The 23874-nt window shown below is 72.6% G+C and carries 21 protein-coding genes and 1 tRNA gene; 10 read left to right on the forward strand and 12 right to left on the reverse strand.

Features of this window, described 5'->3' with window-relative positions; all coding sequences use genetic code 11:
* The first annotated feature begins 165 nt into the window (after positions 1–165).
* Positions 166–951, forward strand: coding sequence for a response regulator transcription factor (locus ACE1OC_RS24685; protein WP_407838851.1), 786 nt, complete (start codon positions 166–168; stop codon positions 949–951).
* Here ACE1OC_RS24685 and ACE1OC_RS24690 read toward each other — a convergent pair.
* Positions 910–1407: a MarR family winged helix-turn-helix transcriptional regulator gene (locus tag ACE1OC_RS24690; RefSeq protein ID WP_243335294.1), complete on the reverse strand. Its 498-nt coding sequence runs from the start codon at positions 1405–1407 to the stop codon at positions 910–912. The genes ACE1OC_RS24685 and ACE1OC_RS24690 overlap by 42 nt on opposite strands.
* 161 nt (positions 1408–1568) lie before the next feature.
* Between ACE1OC_RS24690 and ACE1OC_RS24695 the strand changes: the two genes are divergently transcribed.
* The gene (locus tag ACE1OC_RS24695) at positions 1569–2486 is read left to right on the forward strand and encodes a trans-aconitate 2-methyltransferase (protein WP_407838852.1); all 918 of its coding nucleotides are present in this window, start codon (positions 1569–1571) and stop codon (positions 2484–2486) included.
* A gap of 2 nt (positions 2487–2488) precedes the next feature.
* A complete protein-coding gene (locus tag ACE1OC_RS24700) occupies positions 2489–2851 on the forward strand; it encodes a VOC family protein (RefSeq protein ID WP_407838853.1) in 363 nt (120 codons plus the stop codon).
* 102 nt (positions 2852–2953) lie between these two features.
* Here the strand turns inward: ACE1OC_RS24700 and ACE1OC_RS24705 are convergent, their stop codons facing one another.
* Positions 2954–3625: a TetR family transcriptional regulator gene (locus ACE1OC_RS24705; protein ID WP_407841670.1), complete on the reverse strand. Its 672-nt coding sequence runs from the start codon at positions 3623–3625 to the stop codon at positions 2954–2956.
* Complete coding sequence (locus ACE1OC_RS24710; protein WP_407838854.1) at positions 3625–4605, reverse strand: acyl-CoA desaturase; 981 nt, start codon at positions 4603–4605, stop codon at positions 3625–3627. The genes ACE1OC_RS24705 and ACE1OC_RS24710 overlap by 1 nt, the downstream gene beginning before the upstream one ends.
* A gap of 405 nt (positions 4606–5010) precedes the next feature.
* On the opposite strand from ACE1OC_RS24710, the gene ppc reads away from it, so the two are divergent.
* Positions 5011–7776, forward strand: a complete 2766-nt coding sequence (gene ppc, locus ACE1OC_RS24715) for a phosphoenolpyruvate carboxylase (protein ID WP_407838855.1) — start codon at positions 5011–5013, stop codon at positions 7774–7776.
* An 86-nt stretch (positions 7777–7862) separates the two neighbouring features.
* Here ppc and pth read toward each other — a convergent pair whose 3' ends face one another.
* The 5 genes from pth to ACE1OC_RS24740 form a co-directional block, all read right to left on the reverse strand.
* Positions 7863–8453 (reverse strand): aminoacyl-tRNA hydrolase, encoded by a 591-nt coding sequence (pth, locus tag ACE1OC_RS24720; protein ID WP_407838856.1) that lies wholly within the window; start codon positions 8451–8453, stop codon positions 7863–7865.
* A 91-nt stretch (positions 8454–8544) separates the two neighbouring features.
* On the reverse strand, positions 8545–9120 hold the full coding sequence (locus tag ACE1OC_RS24725; protein ID WP_250737437.1) for a 50S ribosomal protein L25/general stress protein Ctc: 576 nt from the start codon (positions 9118–9120) through the stop codon (positions 8545–8547).
* A gap of 194 nt (positions 9121–9314) precedes the next feature.
* Positions 9315–10292, reverse strand: coding sequence for a ribose-phosphate diphosphokinase (locus ACE1OC_RS24730; protein ID WP_112451977.1), 978 nt, complete (start codon positions 10290–10292; stop codon positions 9315–9317).
* Between the two features lie 133 nt (positions 10293–10425).
* A complete protein-coding gene (glmU, locus tag ACE1OC_RS24735; RefSeq protein WP_407838857.1) occupies positions 10426–11871 on the reverse strand; it encodes a bifunctional UDP-N-acetylglucosamine diphosphorylase/glucosamine-1-phosphate N-acetyltransferase GlmU in 1446 nt (481 codons plus the stop codon).
* Positions 11872–11978: 107 nt separating this feature from the next.
* Positions 11979–12050, reverse strand: a tRNA-Gln gene (locus tag ACE1OC_RS24740).
* 154 nt (positions 12051–12204) lie between these two features.
* Between ACE1OC_RS24740 and ACE1OC_RS24745 the strand changes: the two genes are divergently transcribed.
* The 3 genes from ACE1OC_RS24745 to ACE1OC_RS24755 are packed head-to-tail and all read left to right on the forward strand — an operon-like array spanning position 12205 to position 14575.
* Positions 12205–13467 carry a sensor histidine kinase gene (locus ACE1OC_RS24745; RefSeq protein WP_407838858.1) on the forward strand — a complete coding sequence of 421 codons (1263 nt, stop codon included), beginning with the start codon at positions 12205–12207 and terminating at the stop codon, positions 13465–13467.
* A 5-nt stretch (positions 13468–13472) separates the two neighbouring features.
* The gene (locus tag ACE1OC_RS24750; protein WP_407838859.1) at positions 13473–14009 is read left to right on the forward strand and encodes a hypothetical protein; all 537 of its coding nucleotides are present in this window, start codon (positions 13473–13475) and stop codon (positions 14007–14009) included.
* 26 nt (positions 14010–14035) lie between these two features.
* Positions 14036–14575 carry a hypothetical protein gene (locus ACE1OC_RS24755; protein ID WP_407838860.1) on the forward strand — a complete coding sequence of 180 codons (540 nt, stop codon included), beginning with the start codon at positions 14036–14038 and terminating at the stop codon, positions 14573–14575.
* A 6-nt stretch (positions 14576–14581) separates the two neighbouring features.
* On the opposite strand, the gene ACE1OC_RS24760 is transcribed toward ACE1OC_RS24755, so the two are convergent.
* Both ACE1OC_RS24760 and ACE1OC_RS24765 read right to left on the reverse strand, forming a co-directional pair.
* Positions 14582–15106, reverse strand: coding sequence for an SUKH-3 domain-containing protein (locus ACE1OC_RS24760; protein ID WP_407838861.1), 525 nt, complete (start codon positions 15104–15106; stop codon positions 14582–14584).
* Positions 15107–15111: 5 nt separating this feature from the next.
* Positions 15112–15759, reverse strand: a complete 648-nt coding sequence (locus ACE1OC_RS24765) for a YwqJ-related putative deaminase (protein ID WP_407838862.1) — start codon at positions 15757–15759, stop codon at positions 15112–15114.
* A gap of 230 nt (positions 15760–15989) precedes the next feature.
* Between ACE1OC_RS24765 and ACE1OC_RS24770 the strand changes: the two genes are divergently transcribed.
* The 3 genes from ACE1OC_RS24770 to ACE1OC_RS24780 all read left to right on the forward strand — a co-directional run bounded on the left by ACE1OC_RS24770 (position 15990) and on the right by ACE1OC_RS24780 (position 20659).
* Positions 15990–17051 (forward strand): SMI1/KNR4 family protein, encoded by a 1062-nt coding sequence (locus tag ACE1OC_RS24770; protein WP_407838863.1) that lies wholly within the window; start codon positions 15990–15992, stop codon positions 17049–17051.
* 7 nt (positions 17052–17058) lie between these two features.
* Positions 17059–19638 (forward strand): SUKH-4 family immunity protein, encoded by a 2580-nt coding sequence (locus ACE1OC_RS24775; RefSeq protein ID WP_407838864.1) that lies wholly within the window; start codon positions 17059–17061, stop codon positions 19636–19638.
* A 148-nt stretch (positions 19639–19786) separates the two neighbouring features.
* On the forward strand, positions 19787–20659 hold the full coding sequence (locus ACE1OC_RS24780; protein WP_407838865.1) for a DivIVA domain-containing protein: 873 nt from the start codon (positions 19787–19789) through the stop codon (positions 20657–20659).
* A gap of 259 nt (positions 20660–20918) precedes the next feature.
* Here the strand turns inward: ACE1OC_RS24780 and ACE1OC_RS24785 are convergent, their stop codons facing one another.
* On the reverse strand, positions 20919–21764 hold the full coding sequence (locus ACE1OC_RS24785; protein WP_407838866.1) for a hypothetical protein: 846 nt from the start codon (positions 21762–21764) through the stop codon (positions 20919–20921).
* Between the two features lie 129 nt (positions 21765–21893).
* The gene (locus ACE1OC_RS24790; RefSeq protein WP_407838867.1) at positions 21894–23594 is read right to left on the reverse strand and encodes an MFS transporter; all 1701 of its coding nucleotides are present in this window, start codon (positions 23592–23594) and stop codon (positions 21894–21896) included.
* Positions 23595–23874 lie beyond the last annotated feature (280 nt).

The raw sequence follows: 23874 nt of genomic DNA on the forward strand, positions 1-23874 counted from the left end.
TGACACCGGTGGGGGCCGGTGTTGATTCAGGGGTCGAGACAAGTCGGGTACGACGTCCGGTCCGGGGTAGTGCAGAGATGTCACGGCGGCGGCCGCGGCGCCTGCGGATCACCCGGTCCGGGCGTCGTACCCGCAGTCGTCCGTTCCCCGACCCTTGGGGGTTTTGTGGTCCGTATCCGGGTACTCGTGGTCGACGATCACCGCATCTTCGCCGAATCTCTCGCCGCCGCGCTCGCGGCCGAACCGGACGTGGACGTCTCCGCGGCCGGCAGCGGCCCCGCCGCGCTGCGCTGCCTCGAACGGGCGGCGGCCGAGGGCCGCCGCTTCGACGTCCTGCTGGTCGATTCCGACCTGGTCGCCGTCCCCGCGGGCGTCCCCGCCCAGCGGGAGTCCGGCTCCGCCCCGCCCGCCGCCGACGGCATCGCGCTGGTGGCGGGCGTGCGCGTGTCCCATCCCGAACTCCGTACGGTCGTGCTCGCCGAGCGAGACGACGCGCGCCGGGCCGCGCTGGCGCTCCAGGCGGGCGCCTCGGGCTGGGTGGCGAAGGACTGCTCGCTCTCGCGGCTCCTGGCCGTCATCCGCGGAGTCCTGCGCGAGGAGACGCACCTTCCGCCCGCGCTGCTGACCGGAGTGCTCCGCGAGCTGACCGCGGCGCGCAAGCACCGTACCGACAGCGAACGGCTGGTGGAGTCCCTGACGCCCAGGGAGCACGAGGTGCTGCGCTGCATGGTGGCGGGCCTGGGCCGCAAGGACGTGGCCGCGCGGCTGTTCCTCTCCCCGCACACCGTCCGCACCCACATGCAGAACGTGCTGGGCAAGCTGGGCGTGCACTCCACGCTCGCGGCGGTGGCCCTGGCCCGGCGGGCCGGCGTACGGCCCGCCGACCTGCCGGGACTGCCGGGGCAGGGACTAGCCGGGGATGTTGTCGAACGGAGCGGTCAACTGGCGTAGCAGGCCGGCGAGATCGCCGCGCTGCGTCCGTGAGAGCTGGGCCAGGATCGCCCGTTCCTGGGCCAGCAGGCCGGCGAGCGCCTGGTCGGCGCGGTCGCGGCCCTCGGGGCTGAGGCGCACGAGGACCCCGCGGCGGTCGTTGGGGTCCGGCAGCCGTTCGACGAGGCCCTTCTTGGCGAGCCGGTCGATGCGGTTGGTCATGGTCCCGGAGGTCACCAGGGTCTGCGTCAGCAATTGGCCGGGGGAGAGCTGGTAGGGCGCGCCGGCTCGCCGCAGCGAGGTCAGGACGTCGAACTCCCAGGGCTCCAGGCCGTGCTCGGAAAAGGCCAGCCGGCGGGCACGGTCGAGGTGCCGCGCGAGCCTGCTGACGCGGCTGAGCACCTCGAGCGGTTCCACGTCGAGGTCAGGGCGTTCCCGCCGCCATGCCGCGACCAGTCGGTCGACCTCGTCCTCCATGCGGATCAGTGTAAAGGGTCTGTCGACGTGAAGTCTCTTTAAATCGAGCATCTCGATCTCGAGTATCTTGACATCGAGATATATTTTCCGCCACCATGGGGCATGGAGGGGGCCGGAGCAGCTTCCGCTTCCGACCGCACCGCCAGCAGGGAGGCTCGAACATGCATTCCGATACCGCGCCGGCCAGGGTTCCGGCGTCGACCACCGGCAGCGCCACCACGACGGCGCCCCCGGCATCCGCATCCCCCACGGACGCGCCCACTGCGCCGTCCGCCCCCACCTGGGACCCGCAGCAGTACCTCCGGCACGCAGGGCACCGGGCCAGGCCCTTCCTCGACCTCCTGGCCCGCATACCCGAGCTCCCCACCCGGGCCGCCCGCATCGCCGACCTCGGCTGCGGCCCAGGCAACGTCACCGCCCTCCTCACGGACCGCTGGCCCGAAGCGCACATCACCGGCTACGACCTCTCCCCGGAGATGCTCCACCGCGCCGACGCCGAGTACGCCGGTCCCACCGGCGGCGGTGGCACGCTCGAGTTCCGCCACGGCGACCTCGCCGACTGGCTCCCGGAGGAGCCCTACGACCTGATCGTCTCCAACGCCGCCTTCCAGTGGGTCCCCGGCCACGCCGGATCCTTCGCCCCCTGGATCAACGGACTGCGCCCCGGCGGCACCTTCGCCTTCCAGATCCCCGGCAACTTCACCGCCCCCAGCCACCGGATCCTCGCCGACCTGTGCGACACCCCGCGCTGGCGGGCCCGGCTCGCCGGACACGGAGCCCGCTACATCCACATCCTCGAACCCTCCGGATACCTGGAGCGGTTCACCGAGCTCGGCTGCGCCGCCGACGTGTGGGAGACCACCTACCACCAGCTGCTCCAGGGCCCCGACCCGGTACTGGACTGGGTCAAGGGCACCGCACTGCGGCCCGTGCTCACCGCGCTGGCCGACGACGAGGAGGCCGTCGAGGCCTTCCTCGCCGAGTACCGGGCCCTGCTCCGCGCCGCCTACCCCACGGGCCCCCGCGGCACCGTCTTCCCGTTCCGCCGGATCTTCGCCGTCGCCCGCAAGGAGGCCTGACCATGCTCGCCGGAGTCGACCACGTCCAGCTCGCCGCACCTCCCGGCTCGGAGGAGCGGCTCCGCGCCTATTACACCGAGGTGCTCGGCATGACCGAGATCCCCAAGCCGCCGGTGCTCGCGGCGCGCGGGGGCTGCTGGTTCGCCGCCGGGCCCGTCCAGCTCCACCTGGGCGTGGAGGAGGACTTCCGCCCCGCCCGCAAGGCCCACCCGGGACTCAGGGTCGAGGGCATCGAGGCCTACGCGCACAGACTGGAGGCGTGCGGCGCCCTGGTCGTCTGGGACGACGACCTGCCGGGACACCGCCGTTTCTACTCGCAGGACCCGGTCGGGAACCGGATCGAGTTCCTGGAGAAGCACGGCTAGCAGAGGCACGGCCCGGACAGGGCCCGACGCCACACACGACGGCGCCCCGTCACCGGATCTCCGGTGACGGGGCGCCGTCGTACCTGCACGCAGTACGGGGGCTCACTTCTTGCGGTGGCCCACCAGCCTCGGCTTCGCCTCCAGGTTCTCCAGTCCGTGCCAGGACAGGTTCACCAGGTGCGCCGCCACTTCGGCCTTCTTCGGCTGGCGCGTCTCCAGCCACCACTGCCCGGTCAGCGCGACCATGCCGACCAGCGCCTGCGCGTACAGCGGGGCCAGCTTCGGGTCGAAGCCGCGGGCCTTGAACTCGAGGCCCAGGATGTCCTCGACCTGCGTGGCGATATCACTGATCAGCGAGGCGAAGGTGCCCGTCGACTGGGCCACGGGGGAGTCCCGGACCAGGATCCGGAAACCGTCCGTGTAGTTCTCGATGTAGTCCAGCAGCGCGAAGGCCGCCTGCTCCAGGAGCTCCCGCGGGTGCCCGGCCGTCAGCGCGCCCGTCACCCCGTCCAGGAGCTGGCGCATCTCGCGGTCCACGACGACCGCGTAGAGGCCCTCCTTGCCGCCGAAGTGCTCGTAGACCACCGGCTTGGAGACTCCGGCCTTCGCCGCGATCTCCTCCACCGAGGTGCCCTCGAACCCCTTCTCGGCGAACAGGGCGCGGCCGATGTCCAGCAGTTGCTGACGCCGTTCGGCGCCCGTCATCCGGACCCGGCGGCTGCGCCTGGGCTTCTCGCTGCTGGAACTGCTGCCGTCGTTTCCCACGCCCCCCATCATGCCGCGTTCGACACTTCTTCCTTGCGCCGGGCGTCGATGCGGGCCTCGGACGGCCAGCGGACGTCGGACGCCCAGCCCAGCTGTTCGAACCAGCGGATCAGGCGCGCACTGGAGTCGACCTGGCCGCGCAGCACGCCGTGCCGGGCCGAGGTCGGGTCGGCGTGGTGCAGGTTGTGCCAGGACTCGCCGCAGGAGAGCACGGCCAGCCACCACACGTTGCCGGAGCGGTCGCGGGACTTGAACGGGCGCTTGCCCACCGCGTGGCAGATCGAGTTGATCGACCACGTCACGTGGTGCAGCAGCGCGACCCGGACCAGGGAGCCCCAGAAGAACGCCGTGAAGGCGCCCCACCACGACATCGTCACCAGACCGCCCACCAGCGGCGGCAGCGCCAGCGAGAACATCGTCCAGAAGATGAAGTCGCGCGAGATGCGACGGATCGCCGGGTCCTTGATCAGGTCCGGGGCGTACTTCTGCTGGTCGGTCTGCTCCTCGTCGAAGAGCCACCCGATGTGCGCCCACCACAGGCCCTTCATCAGGGCCGGCACCGTCTCGCCGAAGCGCCACGGCGAATGCGGGTCGCCCTCGTGGTCGGAGTACTTGTGGTGCTTGCGGTGGTCTGCCACCCAGCGCACCAGGGGGCCCTCGACCGCCATCGAGCCCATGACCGCCAGGGCGATGCGCAGCGGCCGCTTCGCCTTGAAGGAACCGTGCGTGAAGTAGCGGTGGAAGCCGATGGTGATGCCGTGGCAGGTGAGGAAGTACATGAAGACCATCAGGCCCACGTCCAGCCAGCTCACCCCCCAGCCCCACGCGAGCGGAACCGCGACGAGCAGGGCGAGGAAGGGGGCGGTGATGAACAGCAGCAGCGCGATCTGCTCCACGGACCGCTTGTTCTCACCGCCGAGGGTCGCGGACGGCACGGACGCGCCGGAAGACGCCGAGGCGTCCTCGATCACGTCGGGACTGATGGTCATAGATGTGTCCCCTGAGGGTGAGGGAGTCGGCAGGCGCGCCGCCCGGCCACACATCCCTACGGGTGCGTAACCTACGGCAACGTAAGTATGGCAAAGGTCCTCCGCGCGGCAAGAGGAGCGCGCCCGGTCCCGGTGTGCGCGGGCCCGCGCACCGTGTCCCGCGGCGCCGCGCGGGGGCCGATCGGCCCGAGTCGCAGGGCCGTCGTCCCGCCTGGTGACACAGGGACCTGGTCACCGGTACGGGCCACCTATCCTGGTGTCGTCGGACAGCGCGGTCCGCACGGGCAGCCCGAGCTGCGCATCAGGAGCGGTGGCTCCGCCGGACCCAGGTCCGGGCGGGCACCACCGCGCGTATCCGGGGCCCACCTCCCAGTAGCGCTCGAAACACTGCAAGGAGCCGCACCTGTGAGCAGTGCCGACCAGGCCCACTCGACCACCGCCCCGGCGACGACCCCCGCCGGCGCGGCCAACGCCGAGCTGCGCGCGGACATCCGCCGCCTCGGCGACCTCCTCGGCGAGACCCTCGTACGCCAGGAGGGCCAGGACCTCCTCGACCTAGTCGAAAAGGTGCGCGCCCTGACCCGCACGGACGGCGAAGCCGCCGCCGAGCTGCTCGGCGACACCGACCTGGAGACCGCCGCCAAGCTGGTGCGCGCCTTCTCCACGTACTTCCACCTCGCCAACGTCACCGAGCAGGTGCACCGCGGCAAGGAGCTGCGCGCCCACCGCGCCGCCGAGGGGGGCCTGCTGGCCCGCACGGCCGACATGCTCAAGGACGCGGACCCCGAGCACCTGCGCGAGACGGTCAAGAACCTCAACGTCCGCCCCGTCTTCACCGCGCACCCGACCGAGGCCGCCCGCCGCAGCGTCCTGAACAAGCTGCGCCGCATCGCGGCCCTCCTGGAGGAGCCCGTAGCGGGCGCCGGCGAGCGCCGCCGCCACGACCTGCGCCTCGCGGAGAACATCGACCTCGTCTGGCAGACCGACGAACTGCGCGTGGTCCGTCCCGAGCCCGCCGACGAGGCCCGCAACGCGATCTACTACCTCGACGAGCTGCACGCCGGCGCCGTCGGCGACGTCCTCGAGGACCTCGCCGCCGAGCTCCAGCGCGTCGGCATCGAGATCCCGGCCGGCACCCGCCCGCTCACCTTCGGCACCTGGATCGGCGGCGACCGCGACGGCAACCCCAACGTCACCCCCGACGTGACCCGGGACGTGCTGATCCTCCAGCACGAGCACGGCATCACCGACGCCCTGGAACTCATCGACTTCCTGCGCGGACTGCTGTCGAACTCCATCCGCTACACCGGTGCCACCGAGGAACTCCTCACCTCCCTCCAGGCCGACCTGGAGCGCCTCCCCGAGATCAGCCCGCGCTACAAGCGGCTGAACGCCGAGGAGCCGTACCGCCTCAAGGCCACCTGCATCCGGCAGAAGCTCCTCAACACCCGCGAGCGCCTCGCCAAGGGCACCCCGCACGAGGAAGGCCGCGACTACCTCGGCACCGCCGAGCTGCTCACCGACCTCACCCTCATCCAGACCTCCCTGCGCGAGCACCGCGGCGCGCTCTTCGCCGACGGCCGCATGGACCGCACCATCCGCACGCTGGCCGCCTTCGGCCTCCAGCTCGCCACGATGGACGTGCGCGAGCACGCGGACGCCCACCACCACGCGCTGGGCCAGCTCTTCGACCGGCTCGGCGAGGAGTCCTGGCGCTACGCGGACATGCCCCGCGACTACCGCGGCCGCCTCCTGGCCAAGGAGCTCCGCTCGCGGCGCCCGCTGGCGCCCACCCCGGCCCCGCTCGACGCGGCCGGCCAGAAGACGCTCGGCGTGTTCGGCGCGATCAAGGACGCCTTCGAGAAGTTCGGCCCCGAGGTCATCGAGTCCTACATCATCTCGATGTGCCAGGGCGCCGACGACGTCTTCGCCGCGGCCGTCCTCGCCCGCGAGGCCGGCCTCATCGACCTGCACGGCGGCTGGGCCAAGATCGGCATCGTGCCGCTCCTGGAGACCACCGACGAGCTCAAGGCCGCCGACGTCATCCTCGACGAGATGCTCGCGGACCCCTCCTACCGGCGCCTCGTCTCGCTGCGCGGCGACGTCCAGGAGGTCATGCTCGGCTACTCCGACTCCTCCAAGTTCGGCGGCATCACCACCTCCCAGTGGGAGATCCACCGCGCCCAGCGCCGGCTGCGCGACGTGGCCCACCGCTACGGCGTGCGCCTGCGCCTCTTCCACGGCCGCGGCGGCACCGTCGGCCGCGGCGGCGGCCCCTCGCACGACGCGATCCTCGCGCAGCCCTGGGGCACCCTGGAGGGCGAGATCAAGGTCACCGAGCAGGGCGAGGTCATCTCCGACAAGTACCTCGTACCGTCGCTGGCCCGCGAGAACCTGGAGCTGACCGTCGCGGCCACCCTCCAGGCCTCCGCCCTGCACACCGCCCCGCGCCAGTCCGACGAGGACCTGGCCCGCTGGGACGCGGCCATGGACACGGTCTCGGACGCCGCGCACGACGCGTACCGCGAGCTCGTCGAGGACCCGGACCTGCCGGCGTACTTCTTCGCCGCCACCCCCGTGGACCAGCTCGCCGACCTGCACCTGGGCTCGCGCCCCTCGCGCCGTCCCGACTCCGGCGCCGGCCTCGACGGCCTGCGCGCCATCCCGTGGGTCTTCGGCTGGACCCAGTCCCGCCAGATCGTCCCGGGCTGGTACGGGGTCGGCTCGGGCCTGAAGGCCCTGCGCGAGGCCGGCCAGGGCGACGCGCTGGCCGAGATGGGCGAGCGCTGGCACTTCTTCCGCAACTTCCTGTCCAACGTCGAGATGACGCTGGCCAAGACGGACCTGCGGATCGCCCGCCACTACGTCGACACCCTGGTGCCCGACGAGCTCAAGCACGTCTTCGCCCGCATCGAGGCCGAGCACGAGCTCACCGTCCGCGAGGTCCTGCGGATCACCGGGGGCGAGAAGCTCCTCGACTCCAACCCGGTCCTCCAGCAGACCTTCTCGGTCCGCGACGCCTACCTGGACCCGATCTCCTACCTCCAGGTCTCCCTGCTGGCCCGCCAGCGGGCGGCCGCCGAGCGCGGCGAGGAGGCGGACCCGATCCTGTCCCGGGCCCTGCTCCTCACCGTCAACGGCGTGGCGGCCGGCCTGCGCAACACCGGCTGAGGTTTCGTACGGCACGGCAGAGGGCCCGCACACCGCAAGGCGTGCGGGCCCTCTGCCCGTACCGGCCGTGGCAGCCGTCGGCCGTGTCAGCTGTTGTAGGTGGACTGCGCGCGCTCCAGGCCCTCCTGGATCAGGCACTCCACGGCATCCGCCGAACGGTCGACGAACCAGTCCAGCTCCTTGCGCTCCGTTGAGGAGAAGTCCTTCAGCACGAAGTCCGCGACCTGCATCCGGCCCGGCGGCCGGCCGATGCCGCAGCGCACGCGGTGGTAGTCCGGCCCCATCGCCTTGGTCATCGACTTCAGCCCGTTGTGGCCGTTGTCCCCGCCGCCCAGCTTCAGCCGCAGCGTCGGGTAGTCGATGTCCAGCTCGTCGTGGACGGCGATGATCCGGTCCAGGGGCGCCTTGTAGAAGTCCCGCAGCGCCGTCACCGGGCCGCCGGAGAGGTTCATGAACGACATGGGCTTGGCCAGCACCACGCGCCGGTTCAGCGGTCCCGGCGGGCCCATCCGGCCCTCGACCACCTGGGCGCGGGCCTTGTGCGCCTTGAACTTGCCGCGCATCCGCTCCGCCAGCAGGTCGGCGACCATGAAACCGATGTTGTGGCGGTTGCCCGCGTACTCCGCACCCGGGTTCCCGAGACCCACGATCAGCCAGGGCGCCGCGTCGTCCGACATCAAAAGCTCCTTATACGAAGACGACCGCCGTCCCGCTCCAGTGGAGCCGGACGGCGGTCGTTCAGCAAGTGCTGAAGGTGAGCGGTGAGGCTCAGGCCTCGGTGCTCTCGGCGGCCGGCTCCTCGGCGCCCGCGCCGATGACCTGCAGGACGGCGATGTCGCCGTCGACGGCCAGGGTGGTGCCGGCCGGGAGGACCAGGTCGGAGGCGGTGATGGTGGCACCGGCCTCCAGGCCCGCGATCGAGACGGTGACCTCGGTCGGGATGTGCGTGGCCTCGGCCTCGACGGAGATGGTGTTCTGGAGGGTCTCCAGCATGTTGCCGCCCGGGGCCAGCTCGCCCTCGGTGACGATCGCGACGTCGACGGTGACCTTCTCGCCCTTCTTGACGATCAGGAAGTCGACGTGGGAGATCGAACGCTTCAGCGGGTGCTTCTGAACGGCCTTCGGGATGACCAGCTCGGTGCCGGCGCCCGCGATATCCAGGGAGATCAGGACGTTCGGGGTGCGCAGCGCCAGCTGGAGCGCGTGGGCGTCCACGTTGACGTGCTTCGGGTCGGTGCCGTGGCCGTAGATGACCGCGGGGGTCAGGGCGTCACGACGCGCCTGACGGGCGGAACCCTTGCCGAAGTTCTCGCGGACCTTCGCGGAAAGCTTGATCTCGGACATGCTCACTCCTCGTGGGGTGACGGAAATGGACGACAGTCACCCGGCCGGAACACGGCCTGCTACGAAGAGCGCGTCGATAACGGAGCATCCCTACCCGCCTGAAAACGGGTACGGCCTCCCTCGCCGAGCAACTCAAGGAGTGTACCCGGCGGGGAGGCCGTACCCAAAAACGATCTAACGTGCTGCGGGCGTGCTTACTGCTGCTCTTCGAACAGGCTGGTGACCGAGCCGTCCTCGAAGACCTCGCGCACGGCGCGGGCGATCATCGGGGCGATGGACAGCACCGTGATCTTGTCGAGCTCCAGGTCGGACGGGTCCGGCAGGGTGTTCGTGAACACGAACTCGCTGACCTTGGAGTTCTTCAGGCGGTCGGCGGCCGGGCCCGACAGGATGCCGTGCGTGGCCGTCACGATGACGTCCTCGGCGCCGTGCGCGAAGAGCGCGTCGGCGGCGGCGCAGATGGTGCCACCCGTGTCGATCATGTCGTCGACCAGGACGCAGACGCGGCCCTTGACCTCACCGACGACCTCGTGGACGGTCACCTGGTTGGCGACGTCCTTGTCGCGGCGCTTGTGCACGATCGCCAGGGGGGCGTCCAGGCGGTCGCACCAGCGGTCGGCGACGCGTACGCGGCCGGCGTCCGGGGAGACGATCGTCAGCTTGGAGCGGTCGACCTTGGCGCCGACGTAGTCCGCGAGGACCGACAGGGCCGAAAGGTGGTCGACCGGGCCGTCGAAGAAGCCCTGGATCTGGTCGGTGTGCAGATCGACCGTGAGGATGCGGTCGGCACCCGCGGTCTTCAGCAGGTCGGCGACCAGGCGGGCCGAGATCGGCTCGCGGCCCTTGTGCTTCTTGTCCTGGCGGGCGTACCCGTAGGACGGGACGATCACGGTGATGGAGCGTGCCGACGCGCGCTTGAGCGCGTCGATCATGATCAGCTGCTCCATGATCCACTTGTTGATCGGAGCCGTGTGGCTCTGGATCAGGAAGCAGTCCGCGCCACGCGCCGACTCCTGGAAGCGGACGTAGATCTCGCCGTTCGCGAAGTCGAAAGCCTTGGTCGGCACGAGGCCGACACCGAGCTGGTGCGCGACCTCCTCGGCCAGCTCGGGGTGGGCGCGGCCGGAGAAGAGCATCAGCTTCTTCTCGCCGGTCGTCTTGATCCCGGTCACAGCACTGTCTCCTCAGACGTGGGAAAGCTGCTCGCCCCCATGTGCGTCCGTCCCGCACACGGTGAGCCAGCCGAATTGCGTTCACCTATCACGGTACGCCGTCTCGGGCGTAGCCGTTTCCGGTCAGTTCACCTCAGCGTTCGTCGGAGTCCTCGTGGACCGCCGACTGAGCCGCCGTTGCGGCGGCACTTCCCGGACGCTTGCGGGCCACCCAGCCCTCGATATTCCGCTGCTGGCCACGGGCCACGGCCAGGGCGCCGGGCGGCACGTCCTTCGTGATCACGGAGCCGGCGGCCGTGTAGGCACCGTCCCCGATGGTGACGGGAGCCACAAACATGTTGTCCGAGCCCGTCTTGCAGTGTGAGCCGACGGTGGTGTGGTGCTTGTGCTCACCGTCGTAGTTCACGAACACGCTGGCGGCGCCGATGTTCGTGTACTCGCCGATCGTCGCGTCGCCGACGTAGGACAGGTGCGGGACCTTGGTGCCCTCGCCGATCGTGGCGTTCTTCATCTCCACGTACGTACCGGCCTTGGCCTTCGCGCCCAGGTTCGTGCCCGGACGCAGGTACGCGAAGGGGCCGACGCTCGCCGAGGCGCCGACGACGGCGGTGTCCGCCACGGTGTTGTCCACCCGGGCGCCCGCACCGACGTGCGTGTCCTTCAGGCGGGTGTTGGGGCCGACCTCGGCCTGCTCGGCGATGTGCGTGGTGCCGAGCAGCTGGGTGCCGGGGTGCACGATCGCGTCCTGGCCGAAAGTCACCGTCACGTCGACGAGCGTGCTCGCCGGGTCGACGATGGTCACGCCGGCGAGCATGGCGCGCTCCAGCAGGCGGGCGTTCAGCAGGGCGCGGGCCTCGGCGAGCTGGACCCGGTTGTTGATCCCGAGGATCTGCCGGTGGTCCGCGCCCACGGCCGCGCCGACGCGGTGGCCGGCCTCGCGCAGGATGCCGAGCACGTCGGTGAGGTACTCCTCGCCCTGGCTGTTGTCGGTGCGGACCTTGCCGAGGGCGTCCGAGAGGAGGGCGCCGTCGAAGGCGAAGACCCCGGAGTTGATCTCGCGGATGGCGCGCTGGGCGTCGGTCGCATCCTTGTGCTCGACGATGGCGGTGACCGCCCCGTCGGTGCCGCGGATGATCCGGCCGTAGCCGGTGGAGTCGGGCACCTCGGCGGTCAGCACGGTGACGGCGTTGCCGTCGGCCTCGTGCGTGGCCGTCAGTGCGGCCAGGGTCTCGCCGGTCAGCAGCGGGGTGTCGCCGCAGACGACGACCACGGTGCCGGTCGGCCGGTCGCCGAGCTCTTCGAGGGCCATCCGGACGGCGTGCCCGGTGCCGTTCTGCTCGTACTGGACCGCGGTGCGGACGTCGGCGTCGATCGTGGCGAGGTGCGCGACGACCTGCTCGCGGGCGTGGCCGACGACGACGACGAGGTGGGTGGGGTCCAGCTCGCGGGAGGCGGCGACGACGTGACCGACGAGCGAGCGCCCGCTGATCTCGTGCAGAACCTTGGGTGTGGCCGACTTCATGCGGGTGCCTTCACCCGCTGCGAGTACGACGACGGCTGCCGGGCGGTTGGCGCTCACGGGTGTGCCCTTCGGCTTCGGGTGGTGGACCCGTGAAGGATACCGGTGGGTTTAAGGCCCTAAACGAGGGTGGGTCCCGACTGCGAAGTCAGGACCCGGACCGTGGGCTCCCCTGTCAGGACTCGAACCCGAACATAAGGCACCAAAAGCCTCAGTGCTGCCAATTACACCACAGGGGATTAATCGACTGAACCGGACATTAAGCCCTGGTGGTCGAGCCGACGGGACCTACTATGCCGCACCAGGCGCCCTGAATGCGACGGTACAAATCCGAGCCCTTCAGCGGGATTTCCGGTCGCCTCCGGACCGGGGCCGCTGCGTAGGCTGGACCGCATGACCAGTACGGGGGAAGAGCAGGGAGAGGCGGGGGCCGGGCGGGACGGGCCCCTGTGGTGGGAGCGGCGCAGGTCGGCCGTGTTGGACGTGGGGCTCGGCGCGGTCTCGGCCGTCGAGTGCGGGGTGGAGGGCGTCGGGTTCGCCCGCGAGGCCGGGATCCCGGTCTTCGCCGGAGTGCTGTTCGGGTTGCTGATCGGGTCGGTGCTCGTACTGCGGCAGCGCTGGCCGATCGTGGTGGTGCTCGTCGGCATCGCCGTGTCGCCGGCGGCCATGGGCTTCCTGCTCGGGGTGGTCGGGCTGTACACGCTGGCCGCCTCCGAGGTGCCCCGGCGGATCACCGCGACGCTGGCGTCGATGTCGCTGGCCGCGACCTTCGTGGTGATGTACGTGCGGACCCCGGTGGACGGTGAGGTCAGCCGCACCCTCGTGATCACCCTGTCCGTGTTCGTGGCGGTGGCGCTGACCGTGCCGCCGGTGCTGCTGGGGTTGTACACGGCGGCCCGCAGACGGCTGATGGAGAGCCTGCAGGAGCGGGCGGACTCGCTGGAGCGGGAGCTGTCGCTGCTCGCGGACCGGGCCGAGGAGCGGGCCGAGTGGGCCCGTACGGAGGAGCGGACCCGGATCGCGCGGGAGATGCACGACGTCGTGGCGCACCGGGTGTCCCTCATGGTGGTGCACGCGGCGGCGCTCCAGGCGATCGCCGCCAAGGACCCGGCGAAGGCGGCGAAGAACGCCGCGCTGGTCGGGGACATGGGACGGCAGGCGCTGACGGAGCTGCGCGAGATGCTCGGCGTGCTGCGGGCGGAGGCGCCGAAGCCGGCGGCCGTGACGGCGCCGGTGGCACTGGTGGGGAGCTTCGACGACGGGCCGACGCTGGCCGAGCTGGAGGTGCTGGTCGGGCAGTCGCGGGCGGCCGGGATGATCGTGGAGCTCGACGTGCGCGGCGAGTGCTCCGCGTACGTGGCGGAGGTGGAGCAGACCGCCTACCGCGTGGTGCAGGAGGCGCTGACCAACTGCCACAAGCACGCTCCGGGCGCACGGGTCGTCGTACGGCTGGCGCACCGGGAGGGCGAGGTGGCCATGCAGGTGGAGAACGGCCCCTGCGACGGCAAGGCGGCCGAGCCGGGGCTGCCGAGCGGCGGGAACGGCCTGGTCGGCATGCGCGAGCGGGTGCTCGGCCTGGGCGGGGTGTTCGTGTCCGGCCCGACGGACGAGGGTGGCTTCAAGGTCTCGGCGGTCCTGCCGAGCGGACGGGGGTAGCGGGGATGGCCTGGGATCCGGTGGCGGCGCTGACGGACGAGGACCGGAAGAGGTTCGTGAGGCCCGGGGAAGAGGCCGAGCGGCTGTGGCTGAACGTGCCCGGGCCGTTCTACACGGGCGAGACGGACAACTGCTGGACGGGCCGGATGGAGGCCCCGGACAACGTGCTGTACGCGGCGGATAGCGCGTACTGCAGGGAGTACGTGTTCCGGCAGCCGCGCGATCCTGCGGAGGTCCGGGCGGTGGCCAAGGCGGCCTGGGCCGATCCCTACGGGGAGTACTACTGCGACGGCGACCTGCGCTGGACTCCGGCCGGCGTGCGCGCGTGGTGGGCGGACCGGGGGCGGGTCGCCCTGCATCTGACCGAGTCGCTCGTGGACTTCGGGGAGGGCGGCTCGGTTGCCGACGCCGATGCGGCCGCCGGCGTACGGGACTTCCGGTCGTATCTGGACGGTGGCCTCGCCGTCGATCTGCGGGCGTATCTTTTCCGGCTGGAGGAAGGCCGGTACCCGGAGGCCGGGGAGCGGCTGCCGCAGCTGTGAGGCGCGGCGGAGAGGGGGAGAGCGGGATGACGGTGGGCTGGGATCCGGTGGCGGAGCTGACGGACGAGGACCGGAAGCTGTTTCAGGGGCGGTGGGAGAAGCGGCTCTGGCTGAACGTGCCGGGGCCCTTCTACACGGGCGAGACGGACACGTGCTGGACCGGGCGGCTGAACGCGCCCGGCAACGTGATGTACGCGGCGAGCACCGAGGGCACCCTCGAGTACGTCTTCCGACAGCCGCGGAACCCGGCCGAGGTGCGCGAGGTGGTGAACGCGGCGGACGAGGAGCCCTTCCAGGAGTACGCGTACGACGGGGACCGCTGGTGGACCCCGGAGACGGTGCGCCGGTGGTGGGCCGGGCGCGGCCGGGTCCAGGAGCACCTGGCGCTCACGCTGGCCGAGTACGGGGACAGCGTCCATCCCGCCGACCGGGACGCCGCCGTGGGGGCGCGCGAGTTCCGGGCCTACCTGGAGGGCGGGCTCGCCGCCGATCTGCGGGCCTACCTCTTCCGGCTGGAGGAGGGCCGCTACCCGGTGGCCGGGGAGCGGCTCCCCGAGCTCGGTTAGGACCCCCTAGCCCGTCGTCAGGCGGGTCGGCTGGAGGCCGGTCAGGAGGAGGGTGAGGGCCTCGTCGAGGCTCGCACCGAGGTACCAGTCGCCGGTGTGGTCCACGCAGTAGACGCGGCCCTCGCGGTCGAGGGCGAGGTGCGAGCCCCCGCCGGCCAGGTGCGTGTCCGCCTCGACGCCGAGCGGGCAGAGCTGCGTGGAGAGGGCGCGGCCGAGGTCCGCGAAGGTCCGGGCGAGGTGGAGGCCCGTGAGGGGGTCCATGCGGACCGCGGTGGGCGCGATCTGGCGCCCGGGCCCCGGGGCGGTGACGGTGAGGTTCCCGAACTCCGCCCAGGCCTCGACGGCGGCCGGGAAGACGGTGTGCCGGTGCCCGGCGGGGGTGGTGTGGTCGCGCAGGGCGTCGGCCCAGTACTCGGCCTGCTTGATGTCCCAGCGGCCCGGCTCCCAGCCTGCGGTGCGCAGGGCGGAGTCCACGGCGACGGGGAAACGGGTGGCCGAGGAGCGGGCGTACGAAGCGGATGCGGTGGTCATGGCGGCTACTCGGGGGGGGAGAGGTCGACGGGGCGTACGCCGAAGTGGGTGAGGAGGGCCTCGCAGGATCGGCAGGGCGGTGCGTAGCTGCCGTGGAGCGGGTCGCCGTCCTCGCGGATGCGGCGGGCGGTGATCTTGGAGTGCTTCAGCGAGCGGCGGGCCTCGCTGGGGGTGAGGGGCTTGCGCGAGGCACGCTTGCTGCGGGCGCCCTCCACGGTGGCGAGGTGGCGGGAGAGCAGGATCGCCTCCGGACACCGGCCGGTGAAACGTTCGCGCTGGCCGCTCGTGAGGGTGTCGAGGAAATCCTGTACGAGGGCGTGCAGTACGGGGGGCTGGTCGGCCTTGCCGGCGGTGCCGGTGAGGGTTTCGCCGCGTACGGACAGGGCGGCGGCCACGGTGGGCAGGATCCCGTCCCGGCGGAAGCGCAGCGTGGGCACGGCGGGGCGGCCGTCCCCGCCGCCGCCCCAGCGCAGGCGGGGATCGCCCGCACCCTGGTCGGCAGCAGCGCCCGGCTGCGCCGGGACGGCCTCCGGGCCGCCGGTTCCGGCGGCGTCGCCGGACCCCGCAGGGCCCGCGGGGTTCGCGGATCCCCGGGCTCCCGCGCCTCCTGAGTGGGCGTCGGCCGCTGCTGTGCGTGTTGCCGTGTTCTGCATGGTTGCGCTTTCCCTCCCGTGGCCGCGGTGCTGACCGCTGTCGCGCACGCCCCCGTGCTGTGGGGACAGCCTGTCAAATGTCTCCTCGCCTGTGGAAGCGGGGTCGAATATTCGTATCAATTCGGATCTTCCCGGCCGTCCCGCGGGGTCCCCGCACACGTGCGGGTGACGTCCTCGCCGGAGCACATAGGCTGTGGTGAACCAGCCAGATCCAGCAGGGGGCTACCGCCATGACGACAGGTCGGCTCGGGCATCAGGCCGCGCCACCCAACGCCGCTTACTCGGGGCAGGTCGTGCATTTCCCGGACCCCGTCCGGGCCGCGCGCCATCCCCACGGAGTCCGCATCGACGCGAACGGACATCCCGACCTCGCGCCGTACGCGCGCGCGGCCGTCGAGATCGCCGAACCCCCGGAGGGCTTCGGCGTGGACGAGCTGCGCCTGACCGACTGCGTGTCCGCGAACGCGGCCATGCGGGCGACCGGCCACGAACTGTGGGACACGGTCGGCCCGGTGTCGACCCCGCACGGCTGGACCTGGCACCACGTGTCCGGCACGCGCCGGATGGAGCTGGTCCCCGTCGAGGTGAAGTGCCTGCTGAGGCATCACGCCGGTCTGGCCACGGCGGCGGTGGACCACGGCAAGCGCGGCACGCGGCCGTTGCAGGAAGTGCGCCCGGTGCACCTGGGACTGCCCAAGACGGTGGTCTCGGTGTCCGAGCAGCAGGTCCAGGGCGTCGAGGAGGACCTCGGCTACCGGCTCCCGGAGGCGTACCGCTCCTTCCTGAAGGCGGCGGGCGGCTGCGCGCCGGTGGGCACGGGGCTCGACGTGGAGCTGGGACTGCTGGTGGACCAGCCGTTCTTCACGGTGCGCGAGGAGGCGGCGGTCAACGACCTCGTCTACGTCAACAAGTGCCTGCGGGACCACCTGACGAAGGACTACCTGTGCGTGGCCTTCGCCCAGGGCGGGCTGCTCGCGGTGAAGGTGCGCGGGGACGCCGTCGGTTCGGTCTGGTTCTCTCCGTACGACGATGCGCGCGACCAGGACGGCTGGTCGGTGCAGGAACGCGTGGAGCGGTTGCTGCTGCCGTGCGGTACGGATTTCGACGCCTTCCTGGAGCGGCTGGCGGGCAATCCGCCGGAGCTGGAAACGGTGGCCGGTCTGATGGTGGACGGCGGATTCGCGCGCTCGGTTCCCGTGACGGGGCAGGGCTCGGGTCCGGGTTCGAGTGCGGGTTCGGCGGAGCGTTCGGTTCCGGGTGCCGGGCCGGCAGCGGCACCGGTGGAAGGGTGACGGCGCGATGGTGACGTTTGCGCAGGCGCAGGAGCGCGCCGAGGAATGGATCAACGGGGACGTGCCCGCGTACCAGCACCGCGAGGTGCGCGTACGGGAGTTCGGACTCGGTTTCGTGGTGTGGGCGGAAGACCGCCCCGCGGGCCCGGTGTCCGGGGGCGGCCGGCAGCGGCTCGTCATCGCGCGGGACAGCGGGGAGGTGACGCTCTGGCCCGGCCTGCCGGTGGGTGAGGTGATCCGCCGATACGAGGAGGAGTACGGGGCGTCGGCCGCGCAGGCCGAGGCTTCGGTGCCGGTGCCGCGCATCGACTCGGAGCAGACCTCGTTCATGCTGAGTCCGCCCGAGTGGCTCCAGGAGGCGGCGGACCGGGCCGGGATCCCGGCTGCGCCGGCGGCTTCGGCTGCTCCCGCGAACCCGGTGGCTCCGGTGGTTCCGGCGGCTTCTTCGGCGCCGGTCGGGCAGGCGGCTCCGGCCGCTTCCGGGGCGGGCTCTTCGGAGCCGGATCCGGAGCCCGTGCCGCTGCGGCGCGGGGGAGAGGTCCCCTACGAGCCGACCGCCAACGACGGGGTGCCCGCCGCGGTCCCGACCGGGGCCACGCCCTGGGCCGGGACCGACGTGAACCCCGGTGCGGACTCCGTGTCCGTACCGCTGCCCGCGACGGTGTTCGCGCCGCCGCTCTCCGGGTCGGACCTGGACGACGCCCCGGCGCCGTCGGGGCCGGGGCCGGAGGCGCGCACGACCCTGATGCCCAGGGGCAGTGAACTGCCGAAGACCGCCGTCGTGCCCGCGCTGGACCCGCAGTCGGGGTCGGGGCGGGGTCAGGCGTCCGGTCCCGGGCCGGCGTCCGGTCAGGGCCCGTCGTCCGGTTCCGCTTCCGGTTCGGTGTCCGGCGGGGACATCGCCGACGCGCCGACGAGCAAGGCCCGGGTCAACCGGCCCGGGGCCCCCGCACCCGTGACCCCGCCGGGTCCGCCCGGTGCGCCGGGCGGCGGCGCGGAGTCGCCTTCGTACGCCGCCACCATGCTGGCCGGTCCGGGCGGGCCGCAGCAGCCGGGTCCGCCCGGTCCGCCCGGAGCTCCGGGTGCGCCCGGCGTTCCCGGTGGCGGGCTGGACCACGCCGCGACGATGCTGGCGGGTCCGGCCGTGTCGGGGCAGCCCGCGCCTCCCGGTCCGCCGGGGGCTCCCGGGGCGTCCGGTGGGCGCGGAGACGCGTACGCGGCCACGATGCTGGCCGGTCCCGGCGTACCCCAGCCGCCCGGTCCGCCCGGCCCGCCCGGTGTTCCGGGTGCGGGGCAGCCGCCCGCGCCGCCCGGTCCCCCCGGCGTTCCCGGTGGCGGGCTGGACCACGCCGCGACGATGCTGGCGGGTCCGGCCGTGTCGGGGCAGCCCGCGCCTCCCGGTCCGCCGGGGGCTCCCGGGGCGTCCGGTGGGCGCGGAGACGCGTACGCGGCCACCATGCTGGCCGGTCCCGGCGGGCCGCAGCAGCCGGGTCCGCCCGGTCCGCCCGGTGTTCCGGGTGCGGGGCAGCCGCCCGCGCCTCCCGGTCCCGCGCCGCAGTCACCCGTACACGCGCCGCAGGCACCCGCGCCGCAGGCCTCCGCCCCCGGGGTCCCCACGGTCGGCCCCGGCTACCAGGCCGTGCTGCGCTACCGCGCGCCCGACGGCTCCGAGCAGCAGCTCATCCGCCGTTCCGCGCCCGGCACCCCGCACCCGGAGTGGCAGATCCTGTACGAGCTGCGGGCGATGAACGTGCCCCCGCAGCAGGTACTGGAGCTGCACACCGAGCTGGCCTCGTGCGAGCTGCCCGGCGGCTACTGCGCGCGCATGATCCGCGAGACCTGGCCGCAGGTCCGGATCACCAGCGTGGCCCCGTACGGGACGGACCACGCGGGCCGGCAGCAGGGCATGCGGCACCTGCTGACCCACCAGGGCGAACTGCACCAGGTGGCGGACGGACCGGCGCGCCCCGCGCCGGTGCGCGCACCGCTGCCGCAGGTGCCCTTGCAGCCGGCGATCCCGCTGGACGCGATCGCGCAGGAGCTGGCGGGGGCGTTCGGTCCGCAGGGGGTGTTCCGCTTCGAGCAGCGCGCCGTGTCCCGGCAGGGCGTGCCGGAGATCGTGGCGCAGACGCTGATGTGGTCCGGACTGCCGGTCGATTTCGGGCCGTTCTTCTGGGCCCAGGCCGTACCGGGTGCCCCGCTGCCGACGCTGGCCGAACTGGCGGCGCAGCGACAGGTGCAGCCGGCCTCGGACGCGGGCTCGTACCTGGTGGTGGGCAGCGATTTCGGCAAGGCGCTGTGCGTGCAGTACGGGACCGCGCACATCGTGGCGGTGCCGGTGGAGAGCGGACCGGGCGGGGCGCCGGTGCCCCCGCAGTTCGTGAACTCCTCGCTGCCGCAGTTCGTACGCTCCCTGGCGATGCTGGGTCACATGTGGCGGCTGCGCCAGCATCTGACGCCGGAGCAGGCGGGCCGCTGGACCGTCGATTTCCAGGCGAATCTGGCAGGGCTGGACAGTGCGGCGCTCGCGTCGCCGGAGAACTGGTGGTCGGTGCTGCTGGAGCAGATGTGGGACGGGCTCCTCTGACCGGATTCTGCTGATCTCGCGCGGATCTTCCGCTGATCCGGATGGCCGGGTCGCGACCCTCGAACAGGGTCTCGGCCCGGCCATTCGGGCTTCTGTGAGCAAATGACGCATCCTTGGCAGGAACCCCCGCGAGAGAGGCGCTTCCAGGATGAGTGCACCCTTTACGACCGTGCGTGGCCGTGGCTACCGGGCGGAAGAGGTGGACCGGTACCTCGCCCGGCTGTCGGGGAGCCGGGACGAGGCCTGGGAGCGGGTGGCCCGGCTGACCGTGCTGGCCAAGCAGATGGAGGCGGAGGCGGAGCGGCTGCGCGTGGAGGTCTCCGGACTGGCCCCGCAGACGTACGAGGAGCTCGGCGAGCGCGCCCGCCGGATCCTGCTGCTGGCCGAGGAGGAGTCCGAGACCCTACGGGGCGACGCGCGGGCGGACGCGCTGGCGGCGGCGGGCGCCGCCGAGGCGCACGCCGACCGGGTGGCGGAGCTGGCGCGCGGCGACGCGGCGGCGGTGCGCGACCAGACCGAGGTCAGGGCCCGGCAGGCACTGCTGCGGGCGGGGCGCGAGGCGGACGACGCGCGGACCGAGGCGCGGGACGACGCGGCGGCCTGGCGGGCGGAGGCGCAGGCGGTGCTGGCGGACACGGCCCGCAGGGCGGACGCGCTGCTCGCGGAGCGCGAGCAGGAACACGCGGAGCGCTGGGATGCGGCGGAGCGGGAGCTGGCGGCGCGGGAGGCGGAGCTGGCGTCCCGGCACGCGGAGCTGGAGCGGTACGCGGAATCCCGGCTGGCGGAGGCGAAGCGGGCCTTCGCGCAGGCCCAGGAGACCGCCCGGCACGGTCAGGAGGACGCGGAGGCGAGGGCGGCGGAGCTGATCGCGGAGGCGCGGGTCCGGGAGGAGCGGGTCGGGCGGGAGACGGAGCGGATCCTCCGGGAGCACGGGGAGTCCCAGGACGAGATGCGGGCCCACATGAACCACGTCCGCTCCAGCCTGGCCGCCCTGACGGGCCGCGCCCCGGCGGAGGGCTGACCCGGCCGGATCCGCGCGCCGCCGCTGCCGGGGACCAGTCCCCGGACCCCTGCTCCTCAAACGCCGGAGGGGCTGGATTTTCGCTGGCGTCCGGCTGGATTTTGTACGTGCCCGCACATGCAGGCTGCGCCCGGCCACATCCAGCCCCTCCGGCGTTTGAGGAGCGGGGTCTGGGGCGGAGCCCCAGGAGGGGTCCGGGCGCAGCCCGGGGAACGGGCGAAGGGCGGGTAGGGGAACTCCGCCCCGCGCAGCGGACCCGTCAGGACGGCTGCTCGGGCAGCGGGGCGGACGGCTGCTCGGGCAGCGGGGCGTACGGCGCCGGGTCGCTGCGGAGGCCGTGGGCGGTGACCACCACCGCGAAGGCGGGCGGCGCCGTCGCGGGGAGGGCCACGGTCAGGGCCCCGGACGGGGTGACGGTCGTCGGGAGGGCCGTGCCGTCGACCTCGACCCGCGGGTTGTCCCCGAAGCCGCCGCCCTCGACCGTCAGGAGACCGTCCGTCACGGACACCCTCGTGATCACGGGATTCCCCCGCACCGCCATCTTGTTCAGGAGGTAGGCCCCGGCCGGCGCCCCGGTCAGCGCCCACATCTCCGCCGGCAGCTTCGGCAGCCCGCCGCCCACGTCCGTCAGGAAGAACGCCACCACGTACAGCATCGTGACCGCGCTGAGGGCGACGTACTGCAGGTCGACCAGGTCGGTCCGCCCGCCGTCGTTCGAGATCAGGTCGTGCACCGGGCGCCGCTCCGTGCCCTTCGGCGCCGGTTTGGCCATGGAGCCCCGCTCCACCCGCATGCCGACCACCGCCTTCGCCGCGATGAGGGCGGCGTACGGGCCTCCGAGCAGCGGGAGGTAGACGGTCGTCAGGGCGGACAGGGGCCCCTCGGGGCCCTGGAACCAGTCGACGCCGCCGCCCGCGGTGAGTCCGTAGCCGAGGGTCGCCAGGAGCAGCCAGACCAGGATCACCGTCCAGGCCAGGGCGAGCGTGGTCGAGGTGGAGAGGCGCCCGTCGCGGCCGGTGACGAAGCCGGGGTGGCGGAGCAGGCGCAGGACGATCGGGCCCGCCAGGGCGGCGAGTAAGGCGAGTGCGAAGAGCGCGGACGTCATGTGTGGTCCCCCCGGAAGTGCGGCGTCTCCGCAGAGGGTTACCGACTCAGCCCGAGCATGACAAGTTCCCGGCCCCTCCGCGGCAGCGACTTCGCGCCAACCCGGCCGCACCCGCCCGCACCGCCGCCCTCAGCCCTCCCGCTGCTCCGGCAGCACCGGGAACCGGCGCGGCGCCACCAGCAGCAGCACCAGCGCCGACGCGGCCGCCGCCAGGCTCGCGCCGAGGAAGATGTGGTCCCCGGCGGCGGCCACCGCCCGGCGCAGGTACTCGGCGGCCTCCGGGGGGAGGAGGCCGGGGTGGCTCAGGGCCCTGGACACGTCGTCCAGGTTCGAGGGGAGCCCGGGCACCGGTGCCTGCGACAGCCGGGAGGCGATGGTGGCGTTGGCGACGGCCCCGAGCAGCGCCGCTCCGACGCTCTGCCCGACGTTGCGGCAGAACAGCACCGAGGCCGTCGTGGTTCCGCGCTCCTCCCAGCCCACCGTGGACTGGACCCCCACGATCAGCGGGAGCTGGAAGAGGCCGAGGGCGGCGCCCAGCAGCAGCATGATCAGAACCGGCTGCCAGGCCGCGGCGGGGTAGGGGAGCAGGGCGAAGGAGCCGAGGATCAGGGCGGCCAGCCCGACCCCGGTGGCGGCGGTGTTGCGGAAGCCGATGCGCCGGTAGACGTGCTGCGCGAGGGCGGCGCTGATGGGCCAGCTCAGGGTCATCGCGGAGGCGACCAGGCCGGCGCCGGTGGGGCCGAGGCCCAGTACGGACTGGGCGTACGTCGGCATGAACAGCATCGGGGCGACCATCAGCAGGCCGAGCCCGGCCATGGCCAGGTTGACGGCGGCGATGGTGCGCCGGCGCCACACCCAGCCGGGCAGGATGGGCTGTTCGGCCCGGCGTTCGATCCGGACGACGAGCACGCCCAGCGCCGCGGCGGCTCCGAGCAGGACCAGCGAGGGCGCCGACAGCCAGGGCCAGGCGACCCCGCCCTGCACGAGCGCGAAGAGCAGCAGCCCCCCGCAGGCGAAGACGGCCACGGCTCCGGGCCAGTCGACGGGGCCGGTGCGGCCGGGGGGCCGGGTGGGCTCGACCAGGTGGCGGCTGATGATCCACAGGGCGGCGGCGGCCAGCGGCAGGTTGAGCAGGAAGATCCAGCGCCAGTCGGTGTACGAGGCGATCAGCCCGCCGAGCGCGGGGCCGGCCAGCGCCGAGCCGGCCCAGACCACGGACATCCGGGACTGGATGCGCGGCCGGTCCTTGAGGGGGTACAGATCGGCGGCCAGGGTCTGCACGGTGCCCTGAAGGGCACCGCCGCCCAGGCCCTGGAGGATCCGGAAGGCGATGAGGGCGGCCATGTTCCAGGCGGCCGCGCACAGCAGGGAGCCGAGGAGGAAGAGGCTGATGCCGAGGAGCAGGACGGGCTTGCGGCCGTAGGTGTCGGAGAGCTTGCCGTAGACGGGCAGGGTGACCGTTCCGGCCAGGATGTAGCCGGAGAAGATCCAGGAGAAGACGGCGAAGCCGCCGAGGTCGCCGACGATCTGCGGGACGGCGGTGGCGACGATGGCGCCGTCGAGGGCGACGAGGCCCATGGTCAGCATCAGGGCGGCGACGACGGCCTTGCGGGGCCGCCCGGGCGGGGATGCCGCCTGCGGACCCGTTCCCGTACCCGCGCCCGTGCGGGTACCCGTACCCGTACCCGCGCCCGTGCCGGTATCCGCGCCCGCCTTGGCGGAGGCTTGGTTTCCGGATCCGGCCCGGTCGGCCCGGTCGGCCCGGTCATCCTCGGGTATGCCACCGGCACTGTCGTCAGTACTCGCGCCCGTGCTCTCCCCTGAGCCCATGAAAAACCCTTCACCCCGTGCTTACCTGCGCGGACACCTTCTCACTGCGGCATTACGGGGTGGTATCCCCCGAGGGCGCCTCGTCCCAACGGGCGAGATCCCCTAGGGGTTGGTCCTCATAAGGGTCCAGGGGCGCTTCGTCCCGGGGGAGGACGAGGAAAGGCGGTGGCCGTCCTTAACTGGTCACTACAGGGCGGGAGTCCGGGGGGTAGGGCTAGCACCCCTATGGATACGGCGATTGGCACCAGCGCGCCGCGGCACCCCTCCCGACAGACTTCGA

This window comes from Streptomyces stoeckheimensis, from assembly GCF_045822005.1.
Lineage (GTDB): Bacteria > Actinomycetota > Actinomycetes > Streptomycetales > Streptomycetaceae > Streptomyces > Streptomyces stoeckheimensis.

Excerpts from the sequence above, each read along its gene's own strand:
- ACE1OC_RS24780 (WP_407838865.1), top strand. The coding sequence starts at position 19,787 with ATGAGTGCACCCTTTACGACCGTGCGTGGCCGTGGCTACCGGGCGGAA.
- ACE1OC_RS24705 (WP_407841670.1), bottom strand. The coding sequence starts at position 3,625 with ATGGGGGGCGTGGGAAACGACGGCAGCAGTTCCAGCAGCGAGAAGCCC.
- ACE1OC_RS24710 (WP_407838854.1), bottom strand. The coding sequence starts at position 4,605 with ATGACCATCAGTCCCGACGTGATCGAGGACGCCTCGGCGTCTTCCGGC.
- ACE1OC_RS24785 (WP_407838866.1), bottom strand. The coding sequence starts at position 21,764 with ATGACGTCCGCGCTCTTCGCACTCGCCTTACTCGCCGCCCTGGCGGGC.
- ACE1OC_RS24750 (WP_407838859.1), top strand. The coding sequence starts at position 13,473 with ATGGCCTGGGATCCGGTGGCGGCGCTGACGGACGAGGACCGGAAGAGG.
- ACE1OC_RS24725 (WP_250737437.1), bottom strand. The coding sequence starts at position 9,120 with ATGTCCGAGATCAAGCTTTCCGCGAAGGTCCGCGAGAACTTCGGCAAG.
- ACE1OC_RS24695 (WP_407838852.1), top strand. The coding sequence starts at position 1,569 with ATGCATTCCGATACCGCGCCGGCCAGGGTTCCGGCGTCGACCACCGGC.
- ACE1OC_RS24700 (WP_407838853.1), top strand. The coding sequence starts at position 2,489 with ATGCTCGCCGGAGTCGACCACGTCCAGCTCGCCGCACCTCCCGGCTCG.
- ACE1OC_RS24765 (WP_407838862.1), bottom strand. The coding sequence starts at position 15,759 with ATGCAGAACACGGCAACACGCACAGCAGCGGCCGACGCCCACTCAGGA.
- ACE1OC_RS24775 (WP_407838864.1), top strand. The coding sequence starts at position 17,059 with ATGGTGACGTTTGCGCAGGCGCAGGAGCGCGCCGAGGAATGGATCAAC.
- ACE1OC_RS24755 (WP_407838860.1), top strand. The coding sequence starts at position 14,036 with ATGACGGTGGGCTGGGATCCGGTGGCGGAGCTGACGGACGAGGACCGG.
- ACE1OC_RS24760 (WP_407838861.1), bottom strand. The coding sequence starts at position 15,106 with ATGACCACCGCATCCGCTTCGTACGCCCGCTCCTCGGCCACCCGTTTC.
- pth (WP_407838856.1), bottom strand. The coding sequence starts at position 8,453 with ATGTCGGACGACGCGGCGCCCTGGCTGATCGTGGGTCTCGGGAACCCG.
- ACE1OC_RS24790 (WP_407838867.1), bottom strand. The coding sequence starts at position 23,594 with ATGGGCTCAGGGGAGAGCACGGGCGCGAGTACTGACGACAGTGCCGGT.
- ACE1OC_RS24690 (WP_243335294.1), bottom strand. The coding sequence starts at position 1,407 with ATGGAGGACGAGGTCGACCGACTGGTCGCGGCATGGCGGCGGGAACGC.
- ACE1OC_RS24745 (WP_407838858.1), top strand. The coding sequence starts at position 12,205 with ATGACCAGTACGGGGGAAGAGCAGGGAGAGGCGGGGGCCGGGCGGGAC.
- ACE1OC_RS24770 (WP_407838863.1), top strand. The coding sequence starts at position 15,990 with ATGACGACAGGTCGGCTCGGGCATCAGGCCGCGCCACCCAACGCCGCT.